This is a genomic window from Streptomyces sp. NPDC044984, assembly GCF_040646935.1.
In the GTDB taxonomy this organism is placed as follows: Bacteria; Actinomycetota; Actinomycetes; order Streptomycetales; family Streptomycetaceae; genus Streptomyces.
In genome coordinates this window covers 1-25577 of sequence record NZ_JBEZBE010000056.1, presented here as the reverse complement: position 1 = coordinate 25577, position 25577 = coordinate 1, and the positions used below count along the sequence as shown (strand labels likewise).

Here is a 25577-nt window from a genome sequence, read left to right as displayed (position 1 = left end):
CGCCCGTGGATTCCCGACTTCCTCTGGGAAAACGGTTGTTCACCAACTGGCACACGTCTCGTCACTGTCCGTGCGCGGAGTCTCCGTACGTTCGGGAGCGCCGGTCCGGACGATCACCGGACGGCCCGACTCGAGGAGTGCGTATGCGTATGCGTCGTGTGGCCGCCCTGGCGGCCGCGACCGCCGGTCTTCTCACGGCCCTGTCCGCCCCCGCCGCGGTCGCCGACGAGCCCCTGAGCAGGACGGGCGGGCTGACGGCCTGCAACCACCGGGCACAGGACATCAACGTGGAGTTCCCGCTGCGGGGCGGCTTCAGCACCTTCATGATCAGGCCCGGCACCTGCCTGGACACGGGCCTGAGCAACGGCCGGCCCGGCGAGCAGGCGGTGGCGTACGCCCACTACAGCGGTGGGCACACGCTCGCCGTGGACCACTTCTTCTTCGACAGCGGGACGTGGTACACCCGCCACGTGTACTGAGCCGAAGCGTTCCGGGAGCGCTCCCGTGGGGCCGGACGGCCCGCGGGAGCGCTCCCACGCGTTCGCCCCCGTGGCGTGCCACTCGCGCCCATGGGTCCCCGACTTCCTCTGGCGCAACGGCTGTCCACCAAGCGGTACGAGCCCCGTCGCTGTCCGTGCGCCGAGTCGCCGTACGTTCGGGAGCGCTGGTGCGGAAGATCGCCGACCAGCTCGACCCAATGAGGAGCTGGCGACACGTCGTCGACCTCTCACGTCCCCGGCGGAACCTGGCCGCGGACATCGACGCTCTGGCCGAGTCGGTCGACACCGCGCGCAGCAGGACGGCCACGTGAAAGGCGACTGTGGCGGCCGGATGTAGGTACTCTCGGGGATGTGTACGCACAACCTGCCTGCTGTGAGGGGGACGCGGTATGAGCACCATTTCCGTCCGCGAGTTCTCGTACAACCCCAGCGCGGTCTTCGCCCGGGTCGAGAAGGGCGAGGCGATCGAGGTCACCCGGCACGGCAACGTGATCGCGATACTGTCACCGGCCGGCAGCCCCATGGAGCGGTACGCGCACCTGGTGGCGCAGGGGAAGATCAAGCTGAAGCCGGTCACCGCCGCCGAGCGCCACAGCATGCCGCACTACGAGGTGCCGGAAGACGTCGATCCCGTCGCGCTGCTGCTGGCCGAGCGCGAAGAGGACGACCGTTGATCTACATGGACACGTCCGCACTGGTCACCTGGATGACCCGGCGCAGCCATTGGGACGCGCTGGACGTCTTCCTTCAGGAACGGGCGACGGAGCCGCTCGCCACCAGCACGCTCGGCTTCGTGGAGACCGTACGGACCTTGGACCTCATGGGGCACTTCCCGAAGGCCATGGAGGACCTGGACGCCCGGATCACCGAGATCCTCCTCACCCGAGAGGTCCGTGACGCGGCGGCTCTGCTGGTCGGACGTCTGAGGACGCTGGACGCGATCCACGTGGCCAGCGCCCTCTCCCTGCGGGACGACCTGACCGCCGTGGTGACCTACGACCGCAGGATGCTCGAGACCGCTCGCGCCGAAGGGCTGTCGGCTCACGCACCCGGTATGACGAACTGACCGGGGCCGTGAACTGTAGGAACCCGACAGGAGGCCACGAGAGCCACTGTCGGTGCCCCAATGTCCCGGGCGGGACCGGGACCGATAGGTTTTCGGGGTAGCCGCCTGTCGCCCAGGTGTCCGGGCGGTGCACCAGACCGCTATCGAAAGGGTGATCCGTTGAGCCGCTCGGTTCTCGTCACCGGAGGCAACCGGGGCATCGGCCTCGCCATCGCCCGCGCGTTCGCCGACGCCGGCGACAAGGTCGCCATCACGTACCGCTCGGGGGAGCCGCCGGCCGGCTTCCTCGCGGTCAAGTGCGACATCACCGACCCCGAGCAGGTGGAGCAGGCCTACAAGGAGATCGAGGAGGCGCACGGCACCGTGGAGGTGCTCGTGGCCAACGCCGGTGTCACCAGGGACCAGCTCCTCATGCGCATGTCCGAGGAGGACTTCACCTCGGTCGTCGACACCAACCTCACCGGCACCTTCCGGGTCGTCAAGCGCGCCAACCGCGGCATGCTGCGCGCCAAGAAGGGCCGCGTCGTCCTGATCTCCTCGGTGGTCGGACTGCTCGGCTCCGCGGGGCAGGCCAACTACGCCGCCTCCAAGGCCGGCCTGGTCGGCTTCGCGCGCTCCCTCGCCCGCGAGCTGGGCTCGCGCAACATCACCTTCAACGTCGTCGCGCCCGGCTTCGTCGACACCGACATGACCAAGGCGCTCACCGAGGAGCAGCAGACGAAGATCCTCGCGCAGGTGCCGCTCGCCCGGTACGCGCAGCCCGAGGAGATCGCCGCGACGGTGCGGTTCCTCGCCTCGGACGAGGCCTCGTACATCACTGGAGCCGTCATTCCCGTTGACGGCGGACTGGGAATGGGTCACTGAACACCATGAGCGGAATTCTCGAGGGCAAGCGCGTCCTGATCACCGGTGTGCTGATGGAGTCCTCCATCGCCTTCCACACCGCCAAGCTGGCCCAGGAGCAGGGCGCCGAGATCATCCTGACCGCGTTCCCGCGGCCCACCCTCACCGAGCGCATCGCCAAGAAGCTGCCCAAGCCCGCCAAGGTCATCGAGCTCGACGTCACCAACGACGAGCACCTGGGCCGCCTGGCCGACGTGGTCGGCGAGGAGCTCGGCGGCCTCGACGGCGTCGTGCACTCCATCGGCTTCGCCCCGCAGGACGCGCTCGGCGGCAACTTCCTCAACACGCCGTTCGAGTCGGTCGCCACCGCCATGCACGTCTCGGCGTACTCCCTGAAGTCGCTGACCATGGCCTGCCTGCCGCTGATGCAGAACGGCGGCTCGGTCGTCGGCCTCACCTTCGACGCGCAGTACGCCTGGCCGCAGTACGACTGGATGGGCCCCGCCAAGGCCGCCCTGGAGGCCACCAGCCGTTACATGGCCCGTGACCTGGGCAAGCAGAACATCCGCTGCAACCTGATCTCCGCGGGCCCGATCGGCTCCATGGCCGCCAAGTCCATCCCGGGCTTCAGCGAGCTGGCCTCCGTGTGGGACACCCGCGCCCCGCTGGAGTGGGACCTGAAGGACCCCGAGCCGGCCGGCCGGGGCGTCGTCGCCCTGCTGAGCGACTGGTTCCCGAAGACCACGGGCGAGATCGTCCACGTGGACGGCGGTCTGCACGCCATCGGCGCCTGACCGGACGCCCTGCCGAGGGCCCGCATCCCGTACGGGGTGCGGGCCCTCGCGCTGGCCCGGCTCAGCCGGCGGCGGGCGGGCCGAACAGCCTCGGACGGCACATGAACGGATAGGCGGCGGCCTCCTCGGCCGCCGTCGCCGCGTCCCCCGCGCGGATCGCGTCCACCAGCCGCCCGTGGTCCATGTGCATCTCCGGGGACATGCCCTCGCCCACGTCGCCGCGCAGCCAGTCCCGCAGCACCTCGCTCAGGTCCGCGTACATCGCGGTCATCACGTCGTTGTGCGAGGCGGCCACGACCGCCAGGTGGAACGTGGCGTCCGCCGCCACGAACGCCTCCGCCTCACCCGACTCCCAGGCCTCCTCCCGGCGCAGCAGCAGGGTGTCGATCTGCTTGAGGTCCTTCTCCGTGCGCCGCTCGGCGGCCAGCCGCGCCGCCGCCGACTCCAGGGTCGAACGCAGCTCGGCGATGTGCCGGGGGTCGGCGTCGGCGAAGCGGCGGTGCATCACGCCCGCCAGCTCACTCGTGGCCACCACGTACGTGCCCGAGCCCTGGCGGATGTCCAGCAGCCCGTTGTGCGCCAGCGCGCGGACGGCCTCACGGACCGTGTTGCGGGCCACTCCCAGCTGCTCCACCAGCTCCGGCTCGGTGGGAATGCGCGCGCCGACCGGCCACTCGCCCGAGGTGATCTGGGCCCGCAGGGCGGCGATGACCTGCTCGGACAGGGCCGAACGACGGGGATGACTCAGCGGCATGACACACCTTCGCACGACAGCGGCGCCGCACGGCGGCCTCGGCATGGACAACCAATCATCCCATGATTCTATGATGGGCGTCATGGCTAGCGAGGAAACCCGGACACCCACGTCCACGACCGTACGCACACCGGCCGCGTCCGGGGCACGGACCGTCCGCCGGGCCGTCCCCCGGACCGGTGCCACGCGCGCGTGGCGGACGCGACTGCTCGTCGTCGGCATCGTGCTGGCCGCGCTCAATCTCCGCCCCGCCATCACCAGCCTGGGCGCGCTGCTGGAGGAGGTCCGCGACGGGCTCGGCATGAGCGGGAGCGTGGCCGGACTGCTCACCTCCGTGCCCCCGCTGTGCTTCGCGGTCTTCGGCGTCACCGCGCCGCGGCTGGCCCGCCGGTTCGGTGCGGGCGCGGTGGTCTGCGCCGGCATGGTCGCCATCGGCGCCGGCCTGCTGATACGCCCGTACGTGGGCGGTACGGCGGCGTTCCTGGCCACCAGCGCGCTGGCGCTGATGGGCATCGCCGTCAGCAACGTCCTGATGCCGGTCATCGTCAAGCGCTGGTTCCCCGACCGGGTCGGCTCCATGACCGGTCTGTACTCCATGGCCCTCGCCCTGGGCACCGCCACGGCGGCGGCCGTGACCGTGCCGCTGACCGACGCGCTGGGCGGGGACTGGCACTCGGGCCTCGCCGTGTGGGCGGCCCTGGCGGCAGCCGCCGTACTGCCGTGGCTGCCCTTCGTACGGGCACGGGAACCGGAGCACGACGGGGAGCGTGCCGGACGGGACACTCCCGCCGAGGCGCCGGTGCGGCTGCGCATCACCCGCAGCCGCACCGCCTGGGCGCTGGCCGTCTTCTTCGGGCTCCAGGCCACCGCCGCCTACATCACCATGGGCTGGATGGCGCAGATCTTCCGGGACGCGGGCGTCCCCGCGGGCACGGCCGGGCTGCTCCTCGCGGTCACCATGGTGATGGGCGTACCGCTGGCCTTCGTCATCCCGCGCCTCGCCACCCGGCTGCCCCACCAGGGCCCGATCGCGCTCGCGCTGGGCGTCAGCGGCCTCGTCGGGTACGCGGGCCTGTACCTCGCGCCGGCCGCCGGTGCCTGGGCCTGGGCGGTGCTGCTGGGCATAGCGAACTGCGCCTTCCCGCTGGCGCTCACCATGGTCGGGATGCGGGCCAGGACCGGCGCGGGCGTGGCCCAGCTGTCGGCCTTCGCGCAGAGCACCGGCTATCTGCTCTCCATCCCCGGGCCGCTCCTGGTGGGCGTGCTCTACCAGCACAGCGGCGGCTGGGGCCTGCCGATCGCGCTGATGGCCGGCCTGATGATCCCGCAGATGATCGTGGGCGTCCTGGCCGGCCGCGACCGCACGGTGGAGGACGAGGCGACGACCCCCTGACCGGCCCGCCCCCTTCCAACCCCGGCCGACCCCTCCTCCTCAGGGGTGCGGGGCTGTGTCGCCATGCGGCCTCCGCGGCGTGGGCGCGGTGGGGGTCCGGGGGCGGAGCCCTCGGGAACGGGACGGGAAGAGGCGGCGGGGGGCGAAACGAACGAGCGCTCCACGGCCGGGAGCCCCCGCCCCGACCGCCCCGGGCCGGTGCTGCACCGTCCCGGCCCCGCCGCACCGCATGGACCGGCCGGCGGAACCGTCGCGCCGGAGGGCCCGGCCGGCAGGTCACCCGCGCCCGGCCGGCAGGCCACCCGCGCCGCGCCACCCCCGAAGCCCGCCGCAGGCGAGCGGGGTGCGAGACTTGCCGTATGCCAGTCCTCGACCCGAATCCGCAGAACGGCCAGAAGAAGATGCTGCTCGTCTTCGGCGCGTTCTTCGCCATCTTCATCGTCATCGGAGTGATCGCGAGCGTCCTCGCGCCGTGACGGCCCATGGTGGTGCTGGCACCACCATCCCCTAGGGGGTCAGGCTCAGGGTCAAGTGGGTGGATCACCGGATGGGTTGAGTCCCCGACGATCCGTACCTTCGAGATGTGGCCGCGAGAAGCGGGCCACGGACCATACGAAGAGCGGAGGCCCTCATGTCGGCGCGCACGCACACCCGGCCCCACCCGGCCCCCCGGGGTGGCGTCGCCACCCGGCTGCCGTGGTGGGCCCTGGCCCTGCCCACCCTCGCCTTCGTCGCCCTGCTCACCCTGATCCTCAACCCCTCCGAGGCCCACGCGGCCGCCGGTGAGCCCGTGCTCACCCACCTCGTCGAGCGCGCGCAGCAGCTCATAGCCCGCTGAACACCCCCGGAGGCGCCGGTCAACTCCCTGCGCCTCATGGCCTGTTTCATGCGAAGCTGGGTCACATGAGCGTCGCAGAACCCCGCAGGATTGTCCTTTTCCGGCATGCGAAAGCCGACTGGCCCCCGGTCTCCGACCACGAGCGCCCGCTCGCCGAGCGGGGCCGCACGGATGCCGCCGTCGCCGGACGCAAGCTCGCCGACACCGGTATCGCCTTCGACCTGGCCCTGTGCTCCACCTCGGTCCGGACCCGGGAGACCTGGAAGCTCGCGGTCCACGAGTTTCCGCAGCGGCCGAAAACCGTCTACGAGGAGCGGGTCTACGACGCTTCCCCCGGTGAGCTGATCGCCCTGCTCAACGAAACCCCCGACGACGCGCAGAACGTCCTGCTGATCGGCCACAACCCGGGCGTCCAGGCACTCGCCGACATCCTGGCCGGCGCGGCGGAGGGCGACGCCCGTGAGCGCATGAGCCGGCGCGGCTACCCGGCGGCCGCCTTCGCCGTCCTGTCCTTCACCGGCTCCTGGAAGTCCCTCGAGCCCGGCGTCGGCACGCTGGTCGACTACTGGGCGCCCACCGAGTGACCACCGGCACGGCAGAGGCCCGGCACCGACGTCCGTCGGTACCGGGCCCGTGTCTCTTCGTGCCCCGGCCCGGGCGGCTCAGCCCACGTCGAGCGTGTCCGCCGCCTCGACCTCTTCGCGGGTGACGCCGAGCAGGTACAGGACCGTGTCCAGGAAGGGGAAGTTCACCGCCGTGTGCGCCGCCTCGCGCACCACCGGCTTGGCGTTGAAGGCGACACCGAGCCCCGCCGTGTTCAGCATGTCGAGGTCGTTCGCACCGTCACCGATCGCCACCGTCTGCGACAGCGGCACCCCCGCCTCGGCGGCGAACCGGCGCAGCAGCCGGGCCTTGCCCGCCCGGTCCACGATCTCCCCGGTGACCTTGCCCGTCAGCTTCCCGTCGACGATCTCCAGGGTGTTGGCCTGGGCGAAGTCCAGCCCCAGCCGCTCCTTCAGATCATCCGTGACCTGGGTGAACCCACCCGAGACCACGCCCACTTGATAGCCGAGGCGCTTCAGCGTACGGATCAGGGTGCGGGCGCCCGGCGTCAGCCGCACCTCGCTGCGGACCTTGTCCACCACGGAGGCGTCCAGCCCCTCCAGCAGCGCCACGCGCGCGTGCAGCGACTGCTCGAAGTCCAGCTCCCCGCGCATCGCGGCTGCCGTCACCTCGGCGACCTCGTCCTCACAGCCGGCGTGCGCGGCGAAGAGCTCGATCACCTCGTCCTGGATGAGCGTGGAGTCCACGTCCATGACGACCAGGCGCTGCGCCCGCCGGTACAGCCCAGCCCCGACCACGGCGACATCGACGCCGAGCCGTGCCGCGTCGGTCACCAGGGCGGTGCGCAGCGGCTCCGTCTCCACTCCGGACACCGCGAACTCCACGGCTGTCACCGGGTACTTGGCGAGCCGGAAGATACGGTCGATGTTGCCGCCGGTCCTGGTGATTTGCCCGGCGATCGCGGCCGTCGCCTCCGACGTGAGGGGGTGGCCCAGCACGGTGACCAGGGAGCGGCCGAGCCCGCGCGGGCGGTTGTCGCCCTTGCCGGAGATGATCTCGGCCTGCATCTTCATCGACTCCGCCCAGCTGTGGACGGTCGCCCGCAGGTCCCCTTCCAGCCCCTTGGGCGGCTCGGTCACGAGCGCGCAGAGCACGATGCGGCCACGGGTGACGACCTGCTCGATGTCGACCACGTCGACCGAGTAGGCGGCGAGGGTGTCGAAGAGGCCGGCCGTGATGCCCGGCCTGTCCTTGCCGAAGATCTTGACAAGGAGGGTGGGGACGTCGGTGGTCTGCGATGCGCTCATGGTGTTCCCACCGTATCCGGCACCCAGTGCCCCGCGCCTCCGAGGTCCGCCAGCCGGACAGCGAACACTGCCTGTCGCGCCGGTGTCCCGCACACGGCGCACCGGCGACCTCCCGCAGGTCACCCACCCTCCACCCACTCGTGTCCCGCGAGGGCCGCCGCACGGCCGTCCGTGTCCTGCGGGCCCGCCTCACGGCCGTCCGGTCGTCGGCGTGACCGCCTCCCGTGGTGCGGGCTCATCGTCCGTGGGCCTCCCGTGGTGTGGGCTCATCGTCCGTCGGCCTCCCGCCCGTCCGGCTGTCGTGGCGGCGGCTTCCGCGGGACCGGGGGAGGCGGCGGTGGAGGCGGAGGCCCCCCGTCCGGCCACAGCGACCGCCCACCACCTCCGGCTTCGTCCCCGCCCCGAGCCCCGTCCCGAGCCCCGCCCCGCTCCCCGGCCCCGCGCCGGGGCCCACGCCCGGGCGGCCCGACCGGCCGGATCACGGTGGGCGCCCCGTAGATGTCGCCGCTCCCGGCGCCACCCCCGTCGCCGTCCCCGGGCGCCCCGGGATCCCCACCGGCCGACGGTCCCCGGACCTCTCCCGGCGCGTCCTCAGGCCTCCGCGCCTCATGCGCATCCCACGGCCCTCGCTCCCGCGATCCCGGGGGTCCCTGCCTCCACGGTGCCCGTCGTTCCTGCGGTTCGCGCCTGTCCGGTCCACCGGCACCCGGTGGCGCCCCGGGCCCCCGAGGTGTGTCCTCGGGGCCCCGCGCTCCGTGCGTCCCCCACGGCCCCTGCTCCCGCGATTCGTGCGGCTCCCGTGACGTGCTGCGGGACGCCCACGTCTCCCGTGACACCCGCAGATACGGATTGGTGTCCGGGTTCGGTGGGCGGTAAGGAGCCCCCGGCTCGTAGGGCCCGGCGGTCCTCCCTCCGTCCGGGCCCTCGACGGCCGACGCCGCCCGCCACTCCCCGGTCGCCTTGATGTCACTCCGTGCCAGCGGCGCCGCCCGCGCCCCCGCCGCCCCGCTCCACCGGGCCAGCAGCGCTCCCGCGGCGCCCGCGCCCGCCCCCCACACCGCGCCCAGCAGGAGCGCCGTGCCGAGCCGGCCGCGCAGCTCGATGCCGGCGCCGAACGCGTCGAAGCCCAGCACGGACAGCGAGGCGTTCGCCGACACCTCCGTCAGCCAGGCCAGCGACGGCAGCGCCAGCGCCGTAACGACACCCAGCCGTAGCGCACACCGCCCCGCGAAACCGGCCGCTCCGCGATCCGCCGCGTCCCCGACCGGTGTGCGCACGCCCGTCAGTACCCCCGCCAGCAGCATCATCAGCGCGGCGGCCACCGCCAGCAGCCACACCCGCCCGTCGAACTCCGCCAGCCGGCCCAGCGTGACGGACCGGTCCGAGCCGACCCGCAGCAGATCGTCCACGGGGTGCGGCAGCGCCCCGAGCAGCACCCCGCTCGCCCGCCCGTCCCACGGCACGAACAGACCGACCGACACCCCGGTCCACACCCCGTTCGGCGCCCCCAGCAGCGCCGCCCCCGCGATCCGCCGGGGATGGTCGTCGCCGATTGCCGCGTACCCCGCCGCCGCGAGCCCCGCCGCCACCGCCGTCAGCCCCACCGCGACGAGGGCGGACACCGCCGGCCGCACGACACGGTGCACGGCGTCCCAGCCACGCGGCAGAGGAGTGCGGCGGGACGCCAGCAGCGCGACGAGCAGGACGCCGGCCGACCAGCCGAGGCCGCCCAGCAGCGTCGGCGCGGTGTCGACGGTGAACCCGACCGCGGCCTCCGCGTCCACGAGGTCACCCACCCGGTCCGGCAGCAGCCCTCCGACATCGCCCAGCCCCGGGATCTCGACCCCGCCACCGCCTACTCCCGGCAGGTCGCCAAGGCCCAGCGAACCCCCGTCGATGGTGACGACGTCGTGCCCCGCCCAGACCAGCCCGCCCGTCATCGCCACGAACAGCCCGACCACCGCGCCCGCACGTGCGAGGAGTTCGGCGCCGGAGACCACGACTCCCGCCGCCCGCAAGGACCGTAGAAAGAAGTACGACAGCAACAGCGCACCCACCAGGCTCACACCCAGCGGAGTGACCTCCAAGGCCGTGCCGGCCTCCGCGCCCGACAGCCCGAAGGCGGACACGTCACCGGACGGCGTGACCGAACCGCCCGCACCCAGAGCCACCACCGCGGCGGTCATCGGGCCCGGCGAACCGGCGGCGTCCGCGTCCAGCAGGCGCAGCCCGAGCGCCGCCGTCCCCGCCATCCCGATCAGCGCCCAGCTCACCGCGGCGACCGCGGACATCACCACGTCGACCCAGGGCACGCGTCCACCCCGCTCCGCGGCGTGGACGTCCGTGACAGCACTCATGGCAGACCCCCCGATCCGCGACGCGGCGTGACGGCCGCGCATGTCCCCCTCGCGTGGTTTACCACTCTCCGGGCCGATTTCAACCCCGCTGACGAAAGCCGGTGAACACCTTGGTGCGCGCTCGTGACAAGGCCCGACTTTCGGTCAGGGGGCCCGGCCTGAAATAGTTCCCCCCGATGTTCGACATCCCTAGACTCCCTGCGATGGGGGAAATTCGGGGGACAACTCAGTGGGGCATGGAGTGCCGGAACTCGTACTGGAATCAAACGGACGGACCTGGACGCTCGATCCGTCCAGGGCTTACACCCTCGGGCGCGATCCGCAGGGGGACGTCGTGCTGGACGACGCCAGGGTCTCCTGGCGTCACGCCACGATCAGCTTCAACGGGCGCAGTTGGGTCGTCGAGGACCACGGCAGCACCAACGGCACGTTCGTGCAGGGGCAGCGGATCCACCACCTGGAGTTCGGCTCCGACACGGTGCTGAACCTGGGCAACGCGACCGACGGCCCGCGCGTGACGCTGTCCGGCGCAGGCGCAGGCGCGGGTGCGGGAGCGGGAGCCGGAGCAGGCGCCGCGGCCCAGGCCGCCGCGCCGCAGGCCCAGCCACAGCAGCCGTACGCGGCCCAGGGCGCGAACGCCGGCTGGTCCCAGCAGGCGCCGCAGCAGCAGCCGCCCGCCCAGCAGCCCGGCTGGCAGCAGCCGGTGGCGCAGCAGCCCGCGCCGCACATCCCGCAGCAGCAGGGCCCCGGCAGCGGCGCGGGTGCGCCGCCGGTCTACGGCGACCGCAGCCCCACCACGTTCCACCAGTTCTCCCTCGGCCGCGTGATGCGCATCGGCCGTGCGCTGGAGAACGACCTGGTCGTCTCCGACCTCCAGGTCTCCCGCAACCACGCCGAGTTCCACTCCACGCCCGACGGCCGCATGGAGATCCGCGACCTCGGCTCGCACAACGGCACGTACGTCAACGGTCAGCCGATAGCCAAGGGCGGCTCACAACTCCTCGGCCCCACCGACGTCGTGGGCGTCGGTCACTCGACGTTCCGGATCGTCGGCGACCGGCTCGAGGAGTTCGTCGACACCGGTGAGGTCTCCTTCTCCGCCCGCCACCTGACGGTCACCGTCGACGGCGGCAAGCAGATCCTCAAGGACGTCTCCTTCGGCGTCCCCGAGAAGTCGCTGATCGCGGTCATCGGCCCGTCCGGCTCCGGCAAGTCCACGCTCCTCAAGGCCCTCACCGGCTACCGCCCCGCCAACCAGGGCGAGGTCCTCTACGACAACCGGAACCTCTACAAGCAGTTCGCCGAGCTGCGCCAGCGCATCGGTCTGGTCCCGCAGGACGACATCCTGCACAAGGAGCTGACCGTCAAGAAGGCCCTCAAGTACGCGGCCAAGCTGCGCTTCCCCGCCGACACCACGGCCGCCGAGCGCGAGTCCCGCATCGACGAGGTGCTGCGCGAGCTCAAGCTGGACATCCACAAGGACAAGAAGGTCACCTCCCTGTCCGGCGGCCAGCGCAAGCGCGTCTCCGTCGCCCTGGAGCTGCTCACCAAGCCGTCGCTGATCTTCCTGGACGAGCCGACCTCCGGCCTCGACCCGGGCATGGACCGCGACGTCATGCAGCTGCTGCGCGGCCTCGCCGACGACGGCCGCACGGTCCTCGTCGTCACGCACTCGGTGGCCGAGCTGGCGATCTGCGACAAGCTCCTGGTGATGGCGCCCGGCGGCTCCGTCGCCTACTTCGGCCCGCCCGAGGAGGCGCTGAACTTCTTCGGCTACGACACCTGGGCCGACGTCTTCTCCGCCTTCGAGAACTACCGCGACTACGACTGGGCGGGCCGCTGGAAGGGCTCGCAGCACTACCAGATGTACGCCGCGGACATCGACGCCGTCGCGCCGCAGTCCGTACAGGTGCCGCCGATGCAGGCGATGCGGCCGCCGAAGCCGCAGGGCTGGATGTCACAGTTCGTGACCCTGGTGCGCCGCTACGTCTCGGTGATCGTCTCCGACAAGGGCTTCCTCGCCCTGATGGTGATCCTGCCGGCCGTCCTCGGCGCGGTCAGCCTGCTCATCGACGCGGACAAGGGCCTGCTGCCCAACCCGCCGAACCCGCAGACCGGCCGGATCATCCCGAACGGCACGGCGACCACGGTCCTGCTGATCCTCGCGGTGGGCGCCTGTTTCGCGGGCGCGGCGAACTCCGTGCGTGAGCTGATCAAGGAACGGGTCATCTACGAGCGGGAGCGCGCCACCGGCCTGTCCCGCTCGGCGTACCTGATGTCCAAGGTGTTCGTGCTCGGCATGATCACCGTGCTGCAGGGCCTGCTGGTCGGCGTGATCGGCTTCTCCAGCCGGGAGATCCCGGAGGAGGGCCTGGTCTTCGGGAGCCTCACGCTGCTGGAGCTGTCCGTGCCGATCATGGCGCTGGGCTTCACCTCGATGATGTTCGGTCTGATCATCTCCGCGCTGGTGAAGACCGCCGAGAAGACCATGCCGCTGCTGGTGATGTTCGCGATCATCCAGGTCGTCTTCACCGGCTGTCTGTTCGCCCTGCACGGCTCGATCGGCGTCAACCAGTTCTCGTTCCTGATGCCGTCGCGCTGGGCGGTCGCCGCGTCGGGCGCCACGCTGGACTTCAACAAGATCAGCCCGCCGGAGACGGCCGGCGACACCGACCCGCTGTGGGAGCACACGGTCGGCGCCTGGGTGATGGACATGGGCGCACTGCTCGTCCTCGGCGTGATCTGCGGCTTCTTCGTGGCCCGCTTCCTGCGCCGCCACGAGCCCGAGGTCATGCGCAAGTGATCCGCGCCGTACGACCCCGAAGGGCGGCACCCCGTCAGGAGGGTGCCGCCCTTCGGCGTTCGTGTTCGCGAGAAGAGGTCCGCGCCGACCTCAGTACGCGCTGTCGACGTTGTCCATGGTGCCGTACTTGTCGGCCGCGTAGTTGCAGGCGGCGGTGATGTTGGCGACCGGGTCGTAGATGTCCTTCGGGGTGCCCGGGACGTGGTAGGCCTCGAAGGTCGGCGGGATCACCTGCAGCAGCCCCTTGGACGGGATGCCGTTCTGGGCGTTGATGTCCCAGAGGTTGATCGCCTTCGGGTTGCCGGAGGACTCCCGCATGATGTTGCGGTGGATGCCCTCGTAGGAGCCCGGGATGCCGTGCTTCTTCATGATGTCCAGGGACTCACGGATCCAGCCGTCCAGGTTGTCGCCGTACGTCTTGGGGGCGGCCTTCTTCACCGCGGCGCGCTCGGCGGCACGGCTGGCGGCCTCCTCGGCCTGACGGGCCTTCTCCGCCTTGGCCTTCGCGGCGGCAGCGGCGGCCTCCTTCTTGGCCACGGCCTCCGCGGCGGCCTCCTTCTTCGCCGTGATCTGCTCGACCTTGACGCTGGCGCCCGCCATCTGGTCGGTGACACCGGCGTGGACGCCCTTGATCTGCTCGGTGCTGTACAGCACCTTCGCGGTCGGGGCGGCGGCCTCGGTCGTGGTGGTCGTGGACGCGTTGCTCGGGACGGCCGAGAAACCGATGGCGGCGGCACCGAGGGCCGCGACACCGGCGGCGGCGATCTTGTGGCGACGGGTCAGGGCACGGCTATGACCACGGGTGAGGATGTTCTTGGACATGCGGGATGGACCTCTTCGAATAGCGCGGAGGTCGCTCGACGTCCGGTGGGGACAGGGTGCTTCCGGCACGAACGCCGCGGGCTGGAAACCCACGGCGCCGAGCGACGCAGCCATTCTTAGCGGCCGCAAAATGGCGGGGCAAAGATGTGACGTACGAAGCCGGGTAGTGGATCAGGGAGGGGTAAATCGGTGCAGAGAGGGCCATACGCCCCGCTCAAATGGACGGTATGTCGCTCCTAATCCCCTTCGTACGTGACGTGCACCCTATGCCCGGCCTCACACCAGCCATCCCCAGGTCTCACCGGGAGTTGCTGGAGCAATGCTCTGCGTGAGGTGGTTCGGTCACTCCGGGAGAACCAGGTGCACGTCACCGAACTCGTGCCACAGATAGCGCCCGCGCAGCGCCTCCTCGTACCCCCGGTCGATCGCCGCCCGCCCCGCGACCGCCTCCAGCATCAGCAGGTGCGAGGCCTCCGGCTCGTGCAACCCGGTCAGCAGCCCGTCCACCACCCGCACCCCGCGCTCGGGAGTCACCACCAGATCGGTCCACCCCGCGCGGGCCCGCACCACGCCGTCCGCACCGGCCGCCGACTCCACCGCCCGTACGGCCGTCGTCCCCACCGCGATCACCCGGCCACCCCCCGCCCGCACCGCCCCGATCAGCTGCGCCGACGCCTCCGGCACCGCGAACCGCTCCCGATACGGCGGCTCGTGCGCCTCCGCCGAAGCCACCCCCGTGTGCAGCGTGACCGGCGCGAACTGCACCCCCCGGCGCACCAGCTCCACCACCGTCCGCGCGGTGAACGGACGCCCCGCGCTCGGCATCTCCGCGCTCCCCGCACCGTCCGGCGACGGCAGCGCGAACACCGTCTGGTAGGCGGACAACGGCTGGTCCCGTTCCGTGTACGCGTACCGGATGGCCCGCCCGTGTTCCCGCAGCACCCCGAGCACATCACCCGGCACACGCGCCCACCACAGCCGCTCACCCCGCGCGCTCAGCGGCTCCTCCAGCACCAGCTTCGTACCCCCGACCAGCCGCACCTCTGTACCCGCGGGCGCGCCCGCGCGCGCACGCGTGGTGCCGCGTCCGTCGGGATCCCGCAGCTCGACCGCCCACCGTCCGTCGTCCCCGCGCGTGGAGAAATGCACCACCACGCGCGCGTGCCCGATCCACCCCCCGACGGCCGCCGCCAGCGTCGGCGAGGTGTTCACCACCAGCAGGTCCCCGGCCCGCAGCAGTCCCGGCAGCTCCACGAAGGCGTGGTGCGACACCGCCGTGCCCCGCGACACCAGCAGCCGCACCGAGTCCCGGTCGAGACCCGGCCCCCGCTGCTCCACCGGCACCCGCGCGGACAACTCCTCCGGCACCTCGACGACCACGGTCATCGCCGCTCCTCCAGCAGCGCCGGAGCGCCGTAGCGACCGCTCACCGGCCGCTCGTCCAGCAGCCGCAGGAAGGCGGGCACCACACGGGCCGGCTCCGGCCGCGGACCGTCGTCGTCCGGTACGGCCGCCGCGTACAGGTCCGTCGCCATGTCGCCGGGATCGACCGCCCACACCCGCAGCCCCGGCTCCTCCACCGCCAGCACCGCCGCCAGCTGGTCCAGAGCCGCCTTGGACGCCCCGTAGCCGCCCCACGTCGGATACGCCTCCGCCGCGGCGTCCGAGCTGACCACCAGCACCGCCCCGGCCGGCGCGGACCGCAGTAGCGGCAGCGCCTCCTGCACCAGGCCCAGCGCCGCCACCACGTTCACCTCCAGCGCCCGCCGCAGCCCCTCCAGCGGCAGCTCCTCCAGGCGCACCAGCGGCTCCGCGCCCAGCGCGCTCGCGTTGTGCACCACCAGGTCCACCCCGCCCAGCCGCCACGCCGCCGCCACCAGCTCCGCGCGGTGCGCCGCGTCCGTGACGTCCCCCGGCAGCGCCGTCACCCGCGTGCCGTGCGCCGACACCAGCCCGGCGGCCTCCGCCAGGGGCACCGGATCCCGCGCGTCGAGCACCAGATCCCAGCCGCGTGCCGCCAGCGCCCGGGCGAGAGCCTCCCCGAGCCCCTTCGAAGCCCCCGTGATGATCGCAACCGACATGCCTACCGTCCCCTCGTCGTCGTCGTCGACGCCGCCCGATCGGCGTGCCCTCAACCTAGGGACCGGCCCACCGCCACCGCCTCGGCCCCGGGACGCAGCGCCCCGGGGCCCTTCGGCCTACGCCACCGTCCCCGGGCCCGGCGACCTACGCCACCGCCGGGGACCACGGGACCTCCGGCCTAGGACCACCGGCCCGGCCGACGGCCGACACACGTCCGATCCCGCTGTCACAGCCCGCCGGTACCGTGAGGACATGAGTCACGGCCCCCGGTCCGGCCTCGCCGCGGTGAGCTCCGCGTTGCTGGCCATGAGCAGGCACCTCGAGGTGCGCGACGTCCTCAAGACGATCGTCGCCTCGGCCCGCGAACTCCTCGACGCGCAGTACGCCGCGCTCGGCGTGCCCGACGACCACGGCGGCTTCGCCCAGTTCGTGGTCGACGGCGTCAGCGACGACCAGTGGAAGGCCATCGGCCCCCTCCCGCGCCAGCACGGCATCCTCGCCGCGATGCTGAACGAGGCCACCCCGCAGCGCCTCGCCGACGTGCGCCGCGACCCCCGCTTCGAGGGCTGGCCCAGCGCCCACCCCGACCTGGTCGACTTCCTGGGCCTGCCCATCCGCGACGGCGACGAGGTCATCGGCGCGCTCTTCCTCGCCAACAAGAGGTGCCCCAAACCCGAGGGCACCTGCGGCTTCACCGAGGACGACGAGGATCTGCTCGGCATCCTCGCCCAGCACGCCGCCATCGCCCTCACCAACGCCCGGCTCTACGAACGCAGCCGCGAACTGACCATCGCCGAGGAACGCTCCCGCCTCGCCCACGAGCTCCACGACGCCGTCAGCCAGAAACTCTTCTCCCTCCGGCTCACCGCACAGGCCGCCGCCCGCCTCGTCGACCGCGACCCCTCCCGCGCCAAGGGCGAGCTCCAGCAGGTCGCCGCCCTGGCCGCCGAGGCCGCCGACGAACTGCGCGCGGCGGTCGTCGAACTGCGCCCCGCGGCCCTCGACGAGGACGGCCTCGTCGCCACGCTCCGCACCCAGATCCAGGTCCTCGACCGCGCCCACACCGCGCGCGTGACCTTCACCGGACACGGCGTACGCGCCCTCCCGGCCGCCCAGGAGGAGGCGGTGCTGCGCGTCGCCCAGGAGGCGCTGCACAACGCGCTGCGGCACTCCGGCGGCGACCACGTCGACGTCACCCTGGACCGCCGCGGCGGCGGAGCGGTCCTGCGGGTCAGCGACGACGGCGGCGGGTTCGACCCGCGGGCCGTCCGTGGCGCGGGCCGCCATCTGGGCCTGGTCTCCATGCGGGACCGGGCGAGCGGGGTCGGCGGCAGGCTGACCGTGGAATCGGCGCCCGGCAAGGGCACCACGATCGAGATGGAGGTCCCCGGTGGCTGACGCAATCAAGGTGCTGCTGGTCGACGATCACCAGGTGGTACGCCGGGGCCTGCGCACCTTCCTCGAGGTGCAGGACGACATCGAGGTCGTCGGTGAGGCCGCGGACGGCGCCGAGGGAGTCGCCCTGGCGGAGGAACTGGGCCCCGACGTCATCCTCATGGACGTCAAGATGCCGGGCATGGACGGCGTGGACGCGCTGCGCCGGCTCCGCGAACTGGGCCACCCCGCGCGCGTGCTGATCGTCACCAGCTTCACCGAGCAGCGCACAGTCGTCCCCGCCCTCCGCGCGGGCGCCGCCGGCTACGTGTACAAGGACGTCGACCCCGACGCGCTCGCCGGAGCCATCCGCTCCGTGCACGCGGGGCACGTCCTGCTCCAGGCGGAGGTGGCCGGCGCGCTGCTGTCCCAGGAGGAGACCGGAGCGGGCCCGGGGCGCGCGGGGTCCCTCACCGAACGGGAGCGCGAGGTGCTCGGGCTCATAGCGGACGGCCGCGCCAACCGGGAGATCGCCCGCGCCCTGGTGCTCTCCGAGAAGACCGTGAAGACCCACGTCTCGAACATCCTGATGAAACTCGACCTGGCGGACCGCACCCAGGCCGCCCTGTGGGCCGTGCGCCACGGCCTCAGCGGCTGACCCGGGACGCCGCACGCGCTGCGGAAGGTTCCCGTCCGATCCGAGATTCATACCGTAGTGGGAATGTCCCCCGGACGGCCGTATCCCGCGGCGGCGTCCGCCGTTCTCCAGTGCGTACCGCGGCGCCTGCCGCGGTCATCGCAAGGAGGGCTCGGAAAGTGAAGAACCTGAAGAAGGCAGCGGCCGTGACGATGGTGGCCGGCGGTCTGCTCGCGGCCGGTACGGGAATGGCCTCCGCCACCGACGGCAGCCACGCCGACGGCACGGCCGTGGGCTCCCCGGGCGTCGTCTCCGGCAACGTCGTCCAGGTGCCGGTCGACGTCCCGGTCAACGTGTCCGGCAACAGCGTCAACGTCATCGGCGTCCTGAACCCGGCCTTCGGCAACACCGCCGTCAACCACTGACGCCACCCGCCAAGCCCCGGCCGCCCGGCCCCCCCACCCGGACGCCCGGGGCTCAGCACTACACAGCCGCACCGCCCCAGCCGCGGGCAGTCGCGCCGCGTAGCTGCGGGCAGTCGTGCCGCTGGGGCGGCACGGGTGGGCGCGGCGGCACCCCGCAAGCGCCGGGCCGCGCGACCCACTCCCGCCCAGCACCAACGCCGGCCACGCGAAACCCGAGGGACCTCACCCCACCCCCCGCTCCTCCACAACGGAGTTGTACGCGGCCACCTGCGCCCGCCGAGCCGTCCGCTCGACGGGCCGCAACGCGGCAGCCCGCCCCGACATCTCCGACGCACTCACCGCACCCCCGTGCCCCCCACTCCCCGCCAGCGACACCAACATCCCCACCCGCTGAGCCAGCTCCAGCACCCGCGCCGCCCGAGGCGGATACCCCGGCGCCAGCACCTCCCGCACCCGCGACCCCGAGGCCCGCGCCCGGTACGCGTCGATCGCCGCCTCCGCCACCGGACCCGACCCGGCCACGTCCAGCCGCGTCAGCACCTCCGTCGCCTCCCGCAGCGCCTCCGCCAGCTCCCGCTCCGCCTCCCCGAGCGACGGCACGTCCGCCGGCACCGCCTCCCGCACCGGCAGGCAGTGCCACACCACCTCCACATGCACATCACCCGCGGGCCCGGCCTCGTACACCTCCGGCACCAACCCGACAGCGGCCCCGTGACAGACCACCGCCTCCTCCGCCTCCAGCGCCCGCGCGTTGAACTCCGGCGGCCCGCTCAGCCCCAGCGGATGCCCCGGCGCAGGCAGCGCCACCCGCAGCCCGCTCACCCCCAGCGCCCGCAGCCGCCCCAGCGCCAGCGTGAGCCCCACGGGCGCCGACTCACCCGGCAACCCCTCCACCCGGTGCACCGCGTCCTCCCCGACGATCGCGAGCACGGCGTCATCCGGTGAGACAAGTCCGGCAATAAGGGCGTTTCCCCAAGCGGCGAGGCGTCCAGAGCGAGGTTCCGAGAGCATGCGTACACCCTAGACAGAGCCCGAGAACCGGACCGGAGGAATGTCCGGGTCGACCAGTGGCGTAGATTTCATGAGGGGCTGCGCCCACGGGTGCGGCGGACCGACCCACAGGCGTACGCGACAGCCGAGACCGGCCACACTGCAAGGGGAGACAACGCGCTCATGAGCGATGTTCTGGAGCTTCAGGACGTATCCGTGGTCCGTGAGGGCCGGGCTCTGGTGGACCAGGTCTCCTGGTCGGTCAAGGAGGGCGAGCGCTGGGTCATCCTCGGCCCCAACGGCGCCGGCAAGACCACCCTCCTCAACATCGCGTCCAGCTACCTCTACCCCAGCGAGGGCACCGTCGGCATCCTCGGTGAGACCCTCGGCACACCCGGCACCGACGTCTTCGAACTGCGCCCCCGCATCGGCATGGCCGGCATCGCCATGGCCGACAAGCTCCCCAAGCGCCAGACCGTCCTGCAGACCGTGCTCACCGCCGCCTACGGCATGACCGCCGGCTGGCAGGAGGAGTACGAGGACATCGACGAGCAGCGCGCCCGCGCCTTCCTCGACCGCCTCGGCATGTCCGAGTACCTGGACCGCAAGTTCGGCACCCTCTCCGAGGGCGAACGCAAGCGCACCCTCATCGCCCGCGCCCTGATGACCGACCCCGAGCTGCTGCTCCTCGACGAGCCCGCTGCCGGACTCGACCTCGGCGGCCGCGAAGACCTGGTACGCCGTCTCGGCCGGCTCGCCCGCGACCCGATCGCCCCCTCCATGATCATGGTCACGCACCACGTCGAGGAGATCGCCCCGGGCTTCACGCACGTCCTGATGATCCGCCAGGGGAAGGTCCTCGCCGCCGGCCCGCTGGAACTCGAACTCACCTCCCGCAACCTCTCCCTCTGCTTCGGCCTCCCGCTCGTCGTCGAGCAGGTCGGCGACCGCTACACCGCCCAGGGCCTCCCGATGTCCTGAACCCTTCCGCGGCCCAAGGCCCGGAGCCGCACGGCGCGTTCAAACTGATCGGCGCCCTGTCGGCGACCGGGTGCGCGGTCCTACCATGACCACGTGGACATCGACGCATGGCTGTGGTGGCTGATCGGCGCGGCGGCACTCGGCATCGGGCTCGTGATCACCGCGATGCCCGAACTCGGCATGCTCGCGGTGGGCGCCGTCGCCGCGGCAGTGGTCTCCGGCATCTTCGGCGGCGGTGCCGTCGCCCAGGTCGCGGTCTTCGCCGTCGTCTCGACCGCCCTCATCGCCGTCGTACGGCCCATCGCGAACAGACACCGGGCCCAGCGGCCCCAACTCGTCACCGGCGTCGACGCCCTGAAAGGGAAACAGGCCGTCGTGCTGGAACGCGTCGACGGCTCCGGCGGCCGGATCAAGCTGGCCGGCGAGGTCTGGTCGGCACGCGCACTCGACGCCGGCCGTGCCTATGAAGTGGGCCAGGAAGTGGACGTCGTGGACATCGAGGGAGCCACAGCGATCATCATGTGACCGCGCACGACGCAAGTGGGGCGAACAACCTCCCAGTTGCATCGATGGTCTGTCAGACTCGACCAGCAAGATCTTCAACCGGAGATCTTCCACAGGCATAAGATCTGCCGTAGGCGCCGAGGCGAAGAAGGGTTCGGGGAACCGACGATGCAGCCGATCATCATCGTCCTGATCATCCTGGTGGTGTTGGTCTTCATCGCCCTGATCAAGACGATCCAAGTCATCCCACAGGCCAGTGCCGCCATCGTCGAGCGCTTCGGCCGTTACACGCGGACGCTCAACGCGGGCCTCAACATCGTCGTCCCGTTCATCGACACCATCCGCAACCGCATCGACCTGCGCGAACAGGTCGTCCCGTTCCCGCCGCAGCCGGTGATCACCCAGGACAACCTGGTCGTCAACATCGACACCGTCATCTACTACCAGGTGACCGACGCCCGCGCCGCCACCTACGAGGTCGCCAGCTACATCCAGGCCATCGAACAGCTCACCGTCACCACGCTCCGCAACATCATCGGTGGCATGGACCTGGAGCGGACCCTCACCTCCCGCGAGGAGATCAACGCGGCCCTGCGCGGCGTCCTCGACGAGGCCACCGGCAAGTGGGGCATCCGCGTCAACCGCGTCGAGCTCAAGGCCATCGAACCGCCCACCTCCATCCAGGACTCGATGGAGAAGCAGATGCGCGCCGACCGCGACAAGCGCGCCGCGATCCTCCAGGCCGAAGGCGTCCGGCAGTCCGAGATCCTGCGCGCCGAGGGCGAGAAGCAGTCCCAGATCCTGCGCGCCGAAGGTGAGGCCAAGGCAGCGGCCCTGCGCGCCGAGGGCGAAGCCCAGGCGGTCCGTACGGTCTTCGAGGCCATCCACGCCGGCGACCCCGACCAGAAGCTCCTCTCCTACCAGTACCTCCAGATGCTCCCCAAGATCGCCGAGGGCGACGCCAACAAGCTCTGGATCGTCCCCAGCGAAATCGGCGACGCCCTCAAGGGCCTCTCCGGCGCGATGGGCAACTTCGGCGCGATGGGCGGCGGCAACAGCCCTTCGGGAACCGCCAACGTCCCCTCCCAGGAACGCCGCGAAAAGCCGTCGATCGACTGACGGCACCCTGAAATCACGGGTTCCCCGCACCCCCAAGGGGCGCGGGGAACTGCGCGACAAGCCACAACGCACCCGCGGTCGGGCAGCGCCCGCGCCCCTACGGCGAAGCCCTCACGCCGCGTCCAGCGTCAACCACTCGGGCAACGCCTCGAAGTCCTCGGCGCCCAGCGCCAACAGCATCGCATCAGCCGGCGTAGGCTCGAACGGCCGCCGCAACAGCGGCATATCCGCCTGCTCGGGCGTCCGGTTCGCCTTCCGGTGGTTGTCCTCCGCACAGGACGCCACCGTGTTCAGCCACGTGTCCTGCCCACCGTGCGACCGCGGCACCACGTGGTCCACGGTCGTCGCCCGCCGCCCGCAGTACGCGCACCGGTGCCGGTCCCGCACCAGGACACCCCGCCTCGACCACGGTGCTTGTCTTCGGAACGGCACCCTCACGTACTGGCAGAGCCTGATCACCCGGGGCGCCGGTATGTCGACCGCGGCTCCACGCATCCGCAGCTCGGGGTGGGCCTGCTCGACGACGGCCTTGTCCTGAAGCACCAGAACGACGGCTCGGTTCAGCGTCACCGTCGACAACGGCTCGAAGCTCGCGTTCAGTACCAGCGTGTCCCGCATACCAGCCCACCTCCCGTGTGCACCGGCCCACCCCTCGGCGGGCTGGGATCAACTCTGGCCGGGCACGCCGGGATGGACAACGCAATATCCGCTGCTCCTGCGGGAGGTGACCCCCGCGACCCCCGGCAACAAAAATGCCCGCCCCTGATCAATTCCATGACCAGGGGCGGGCAAACGTTCCATGAACCCTCGGGGCCGCCCGGACCGCTTCAGGACTCCGCGGGCACCTCGTACTCACCGATCAGCTGCGCACGCGCCAGCGTGTGGAACCGGAGGTTGAAGCCCACCACGGCGGGAGAGGCGTCCGCGTCCGGACCGAGCTTCTCCTGGTCCACGGCGTACACCGTGAACACATACCGGTGCGGCCCGTCCCCGGGCGGCGGCGCGGCACCGCCGAAGTCCTTGCCGCCGTAGTCGTTGCGCGCGTGGACCGCGCCCTCCGGCAGCCCTTCGAACGTGCCGCTCCCCGCACCGGCCGGCAGCTCGGTCACCGTGGCCGGGATGTCGAACACCACCCAGTGCCAGAACCCGCTGCCCGTCGGGGCATCGGGGTCGTAGCAGGTCACGGCGAAGCTCCTGGTCTCCGGCGGGAACCCCTCCCACCGCAGGTGCGGCGAGGTGTTGCCGGCCGCGTGGACCTGAGCGTCCTTGAGCGTCGCCCCCTCCTGCACGTCCTCGCTCGTCACCGCGAACGACGGCACGGGCGGATGGAAGTCGTGGGGGAGCGGCCGCCGCTTGAGCTCGGTCACCTCGGTACCTCCTGATCGGTTGCGTTCAGTCGCGGACCGAGCCTAGAACCAGTTGCGCTTGCTGCCGACCTCCGACAGCCACTGGTTGAGGTATGCCGTCCAATCGGTCCCCTGGTAGTCGTTCAGCCCCACCTTGAAGGAGCGGAACGTGTCGCTGCCCTCGCTGAACAGACCCGGCTTCTTGTCCATCTCCAGCACCACGTCCATGGCCTGCTCGTCGGCCACGAAGCTCAGCTCGACCTGGTTCAGCCCCCGGTACTGCTGCGGCGGCAGGAACTCGATCTCCTGGTAGAACGGCAGCTTCTGCCGGGTGCCCCGGATGTGCCCGCGCTCCATGTCCGCGTTCTTGAACCGGAAGCCCAGCTGGATGAACGCGTCCAGGATCGCCTTCTGCGCCGGCAGCGGGTGCACGTTGACCGGGTCCAGGTCACCGGAGTCCACGGCCCGCGCGATCGCCAGCTCGGTGCTCACCCCGATGTTCATCCCGCGCAGCGCCTGCCCGTCGATCATCGTGATCGGCGTCTCCCACGGGATCTCCAGCCCGAACTGCACCGCGTGCACCGCACCGGCCTGGATCTCGAAGGCACCGCCCAGCGACGACTTCGCGAACTCGATGTCCTGCTTGACCTCCTGGTCGCCGCTCTCCACCTCGACCTTGGCCTGCAGCCCGACCGAAAGCCCCTCGATCTGCTGGTTCACGGACCCGCCCTGGATCCGCACCTCGCCCTGGACGACACCGCCCGGAACGACGTTGACCTCGTGCAGCACCGTCTCGACCGAGGCCCCGCCGGCACCCAGACTCGCCAGCAGCTTCTTGAACGCCATGTCTCTCCCTCTCCAGGCGACCCCCGTGGGCCACACCTGATCCGTCGTCCTGCGTCGATGCGTACGTACGTATGGACCCTTGATCCCTAACAACGCGATCCGGCCGGGGCCGGTTCCGCGTCCCACACCCTGGTAACCGCGGAGCCTGCTGACCACCCCGTGGCACCGCCCGTCTCCAGTACCCTCGGACGGCATGATCGCGACCCCCGACCGTACGCCCCTGCCCAGAGAGTTCTTCGACCGCCCCGTCCTCGAGGTCGCCCCCGACCTCCTCGGCCGGATCCTGGTCCGCAGCACCCCGGACGGTCCGATCGCCCTCCGCCTCACCGAGATCGAGGCCTACGACGGCCCGAACGACCCCGGCTCCCACGCCTATCGCGGTCGCACCGCCCGCAATGACGTGATGTTCGGCGCGCCCGGCCATGTGTACGTCTACTTCACCTATGGCATGTGGTTCTGCATGAACCTCGTGTGCGGTCCCGAGGGCCGCGCGAGCGCCGTGCTGCTGCGGGCCGGCGAGATCATCGAGGGCGCCGAGCTCGCCCGCACCCGTCGACTCTCGGCCCGCAACGACAAGGAACTCGCCAAAGGCCCGGCCCGCCTGGCCACGGCCCTCGGCGTCGACCGCGCGCTCAACGGCACGGACGCCTGCGCCGACGGCGACACCCCGCTACGGATCCTCACCGGTACCCCCGTGCCCTCCGAGCAGGTGAACAACGGCCCGCGGACCGGAGTCTCCGGTGAGGGAGCCGTCCACCCCTGGCGTTACTGGGTCGCCGACGACCCGACGGTGAGTCCTTACCGGGCCCACGTGCCGAGGCGCCGCCGAAGTTGACTCAGTCTTGGAAGGTGCGTAATGTAGACCGAGCCGCTTGAACCGGGTACGGCGATCGCCTGCAGCCGGAAGCGGCCAAACCACTATCTACGATCACCCCTCAGCGGGGTCGGGTTCGTCATGTCCGCATGTCTGAATTCCGAATCGCGGAGCTCGATTATGAATCGAGCGGGGGAATCGGTTAACGTAGTGAATGTCGAAAGGCCGACAGGCGAAAGTCAAAGGTCAACGGCAAATCCCGCCGACCGGGAATCAGGCCCGAAAGGATCTGATAGAGTCGGAACCGCCGGAAAGGGAAACGTGGAAGCGGGAACCCGGAAAGCACCGAGGAAATCGGATCGGAAAGATCTGATAGAGTCGGAAACGCAAGACCGAAGGGAAGCGCCCGGAGGAAAGC

Annotated in this window: 28 protein-coding genes; 18 read left to right on the top strand and 10 right to left on the bottom strand. The window is 71.4% G+C overall.

From position 1 onward, the window contains the following. Nucleotides 1-143 precede the first annotated feature (143 nt). The 6 genes from AB0A94_RS35985 (at nt 144) to fabI (ending at nt 3203) form a co-directional block, all read left to right on the top strand. Nucleotides 144-479 carry a hypothetical protein gene (locus tag AB0A94_RS35985; protein ID WP_361750875.1) on the top strand — a complete coding sequence of 112 codons (336 nt, stop codon included), beginning with the start codon at nt 144-146 and terminating at the stop codon, nt 477-479. A 188-nt stretch (nt 480-667) separates the two neighbouring features. After that, nucleotides 668-811: a hypothetical protein gene (locus AB0A94_RS35980; RefSeq protein WP_361750873.1), complete on the top strand. Its 144-nt coding sequence runs from the start codon at nt 668-670 to the stop codon at nt 809-811. A gap of 78 nt (nt 812-889) precedes the next feature. Next, a complete protein-coding gene (locus tag AB0A94_RS35975; RefSeq protein WP_019522103.1) occupies nt 890-1174 on the top strand; it encodes a type II toxin-antitoxin system Phd/YefM family antitoxin in 285 nt (94 codons plus the stop codon). 5 nt (nt 1175-1179) lie between these two features. Next, a complete protein-coding gene (locus tag AB0A94_RS35970) occupies nt 1180-1566 on the top strand; it encodes a type II toxin-antitoxin system VapC family toxin (protein WP_361750871.1) in 387 nt (128 codons plus the stop codon). A gap of 159 nt (nt 1567-1725) precedes the next feature. Continuing rightward, entirely contained in the window at nt 1726-2430 is a 705-nt protein-coding gene (gene fabG, locus AB0A94_RS35965; RefSeq protein ID WP_361750869.1) for a 3-oxoacyl-[acyl-carrier-protein] reductase, read from the top strand. A 5-nt stretch (nt 2431-2435) separates the two neighbouring features. Continuing rightward, the gene (gene fabI, locus AB0A94_RS35960) at nt 2436-3203 is read left to right on the top strand and encodes an enoyl-ACP reductase FabI (RefSeq protein ID WP_217136031.1); all 768 of its coding nucleotides are present in this window, start codon (nt 2436-2438) and stop codon (nt 3201-3203) included. A 61-nt stretch (nt 3204-3264) separates the two neighbouring features. Here the strand turns inward: fabI and AB0A94_RS35955 are convergent, their stop codons facing one another. Further along, nucleotides 3265-3957 carry a FadR/GntR family transcriptional regulator gene (locus AB0A94_RS35955; RefSeq protein ID WP_361750867.1) on the bottom strand — a complete coding sequence of 231 codons (693 nt, stop codon included), beginning with the start codon at nt 3955-3957 and terminating at the stop codon, nt 3265-3267. A gap of 82 nt (nt 3958-4039) precedes the next feature. On the opposite strand from AB0A94_RS35955, the gene AB0A94_RS35950 reads away from it, so the two are divergent. From AB0A94_RS35950 to AB0A94_RS35935, 4 genes are all read left to right on the top strand, one after another. After that, on the top strand, nt 4040-5350 hold the full coding sequence (locus AB0A94_RS35950) for a CynX/NimT family MFS transporter (RefSeq protein WP_361750866.1): 1311 nt from the start codon (nt 4040-4042) through the stop codon (nt 5348-5350). A 359-nt stretch (nt 5351-5709) separates the two neighbouring features. Continuing rightward, nucleotides 5710-5826: an SGM_5486 family transporter-associated protein gene (locus tag AB0A94_RS35945; protein WP_361750864.1), complete on the top strand. Its 117-nt coding sequence runs from the start codon at nt 5710-5712 to the stop codon at nt 5824-5826. Nucleotides 5827-5981: 155 nt separating this feature from the next. Next, on the top strand, nt 5982-6188 hold the full coding sequence (locus AB0A94_RS35940; protein WP_361750862.1) for a hypothetical protein: 207 nt from the start codon (nt 5982-5984) through the stop codon (nt 6186-6188). Nucleotides 6189-6253: 65 nt separating this feature from the next. Then, a complete protein-coding gene (locus tag AB0A94_RS35935) occupies nt 6254-6772 on the top strand; it encodes a histidine phosphatase family protein (protein ID WP_361750860.1) in 519 nt (172 codons plus the stop codon). Nucleotides 6773-6850: 78 nt separating this feature from the next. Here AB0A94_RS35935 and serB read toward each other — a convergent pair whose 3' ends face one another. Together serB and AB0A94_RS35925 are read right to left on the bottom strand one after the other, a co-directional pair. Beyond that, nucleotides 6851-8059, bottom strand: a complete 1209-nt coding sequence (serB, locus tag AB0A94_RS35930; protein ID WP_361750858.1) for a phosphoserine phosphatase SerB — start codon at nt 8057-8059, stop codon at nt 6851-6853. 266 nt (nt 8060-8325) lie between these two features. Beyond that, a complete protein-coding gene (locus tag AB0A94_RS35925) occupies nt 8326-10416 on the bottom strand; it encodes a streptophobe family protein (protein WP_361750856.1) in 2091 nt (696 codons plus the stop codon). A 241-nt stretch (nt 10417-10657) separates the two neighbouring features. Between AB0A94_RS35925 and AB0A94_RS35920 the strand changes: the two genes are divergently transcribed. Further along, nucleotides 10658-13219: an FHA domain-containing protein gene (locus AB0A94_RS35920; protein WP_361750887.1), complete on the top strand. Its 2562-nt coding sequence runs from the start codon at nt 10658-10660 to the stop codon at nt 13217-13219. Nucleotides 13220-13309: 90 nt separating this feature from the next. Here the strand turns inward: AB0A94_RS35920 and AB0A94_RS35915 are convergent, their stop codons facing one another. From AB0A94_RS35915 to AB0A94_RS35905, 3 genes are all read right to left on the bottom strand, one after another. Next, nucleotides 13310-14041, bottom strand: coding sequence for a transglycosylase SLT domain-containing protein (locus AB0A94_RS35915; RefSeq protein ID WP_361750854.1), 732 nt, complete (start codon nt 14039-14041; stop codon nt 13310-13312). 342 nt (nt 14042-14383) lie between these two features. Next, nucleotides 14384-15427 (bottom strand): S-adenosylmethionine:tRNA ribosyltransferase-isomerase, encoded by a 1044-nt coding sequence (locus AB0A94_RS35910; protein WP_361750852.1) that lies wholly within the window; start codon nt 15425-15427, stop codon nt 14384-14386. After that, nucleotides 15424-16122 (bottom strand): SDR family oxidoreductase, encoded by a 699-nt coding sequence (locus AB0A94_RS35905; protein WP_361750850.1) that lies wholly within the window; start codon nt 16120-16122, stop codon nt 15424-15426. The genes AB0A94_RS35910 and AB0A94_RS35905 overlap by 4 nt, the downstream gene beginning before the upstream one ends. Before the next feature lie 253 nt (nt 16123-16375). On the opposite strand from AB0A94_RS35905, the gene AB0A94_RS35900 reads away from it, so the two are divergent. From AB0A94_RS35900 to AB0A94_RS35890, 3 genes are all read left to right on the top strand, one after another. Further along, nucleotides 16376-17521 carry a GAF domain-containing sensor histidine kinase gene (locus AB0A94_RS35900; protein ID WP_361750848.1) on the top strand — a complete coding sequence of 382 codons (1146 nt, stop codon included), beginning with the start codon at nt 16376-16378 and terminating at the stop codon, nt 17519-17521. Further along, nucleotides 17514-18155: a response regulator transcription factor gene (locus tag AB0A94_RS35895; protein WP_361750846.1), complete on the top strand. Its 642-nt coding sequence runs from the start codon at nt 17514-17516 to the stop codon at nt 18153-18155. Before AB0A94_RS35900 ends, AB0A94_RS35895 begins: the two co-directional genes overlap by 8 nt. A gap of 158 nt (nt 18156-18313) precedes the next feature. Beyond that, on the top strand, nt 18314-18559 hold the full coding sequence (locus AB0A94_RS35890) for a chaplin (protein WP_217136886.1): 246 nt from the start codon (nt 18314-18316) through the stop codon (nt 18557-18559). A 222-nt stretch (nt 18560-18781) separates the two neighbouring features. On the opposite strand, the gene AB0A94_RS35885 is transcribed toward AB0A94_RS35890, so the two are convergent. Beyond that, complete coding sequence (locus AB0A94_RS35885) at nt 18782-19570, bottom strand: hypothetical protein (protein ID WP_361750844.1); 789 nt, start codon at nt 19568-19570, stop codon at nt 18782-18784. A gap of 162 nt (nt 19571-19732) precedes the next feature. On the opposite strand from AB0A94_RS35885, the gene AB0A94_RS35880 reads away from it, so the two are divergent. The 3 genes from AB0A94_RS35880 (at nt 19733) to AB0A94_RS35870 (ending at nt 22153) form a co-directional block, all read left to right on the top strand. Further along, the gene (locus AB0A94_RS35880; protein ID WP_361750842.1) at nt 19733-20530 is read left to right on the top strand and encodes an ABC transporter ATP-binding protein; all 798 of its coding nucleotides are present in this window, start codon (nt 19733-19735) and stop codon (nt 20528-20530) included. A gap of 93 nt (nt 20531-20623) precedes the next feature. Continuing rightward, complete coding sequence (locus AB0A94_RS35875; RefSeq protein ID WP_361750840.1) at nt 20624-21055, top strand: NfeD family protein; 432 nt, start codon at nt 20624-20626, stop codon at nt 21053-21055. Between the two features lie 147 nt (nt 21056-21202). After that, on the top strand, nt 21203-22153 hold the full coding sequence (locus tag AB0A94_RS35870) for an SPFH domain-containing protein (RefSeq protein ID WP_030858393.1): 951 nt from the start codon (nt 21203-21205) through the stop codon (nt 22151-22153). 111 nt (nt 22154-22264) lie between these two features. Here AB0A94_RS35870 and AB0A94_RS35865 read toward each other — a convergent pair whose 3' ends face one another. The 3 genes from AB0A94_RS35865 to AB0A94_RS35855 form a co-directional block, all read right to left on the bottom strand. Continuing rightward, nucleotides 22265-22771 carry an HNH endonuclease gene (locus AB0A94_RS35865; protein ID WP_311649380.1) on the bottom strand — a complete coding sequence of 169 codons (507 nt, stop codon included), beginning with the start codon at nt 22769-22771 and terminating at the stop codon, nt 22265-22267. Between the two features lie 209 nt (nt 22772-22980). Further along, nucleotides 22981-23520: a YbhB/YbcL family Raf kinase inhibitor-like protein gene (locus tag AB0A94_RS35860; RefSeq protein WP_361750837.1), complete on the bottom strand. Its 540-nt coding sequence runs from the start codon at nt 23518-23520 to the stop codon at nt 22981-22983. Nucleotides 23521-23562: 42 nt separating this feature from the next. Continuing rightward, nucleotides 23563-24345, bottom strand: coding sequence for a sporulation protein (locus AB0A94_RS35855; RefSeq protein ID WP_217132957.1), 783 nt, complete (start codon nt 24343-24345; stop codon nt 23563-23565). A 193-nt stretch (nt 24346-24538) separates the two neighbouring features. On the opposite strand from AB0A94_RS35855, the gene AB0A94_RS35850 reads away from it, so the two are divergent. Next, a complete protein-coding gene (locus AB0A94_RS35850; protein ID WP_361750835.1) occupies nt 24539-25180 on the top strand; it encodes a DNA-3-methyladenine glycosylase in 642 nt (213 codons plus the stop codon). The last annotated feature ends 397 nt before the right edge of the window (nt 25181-25577 follow it).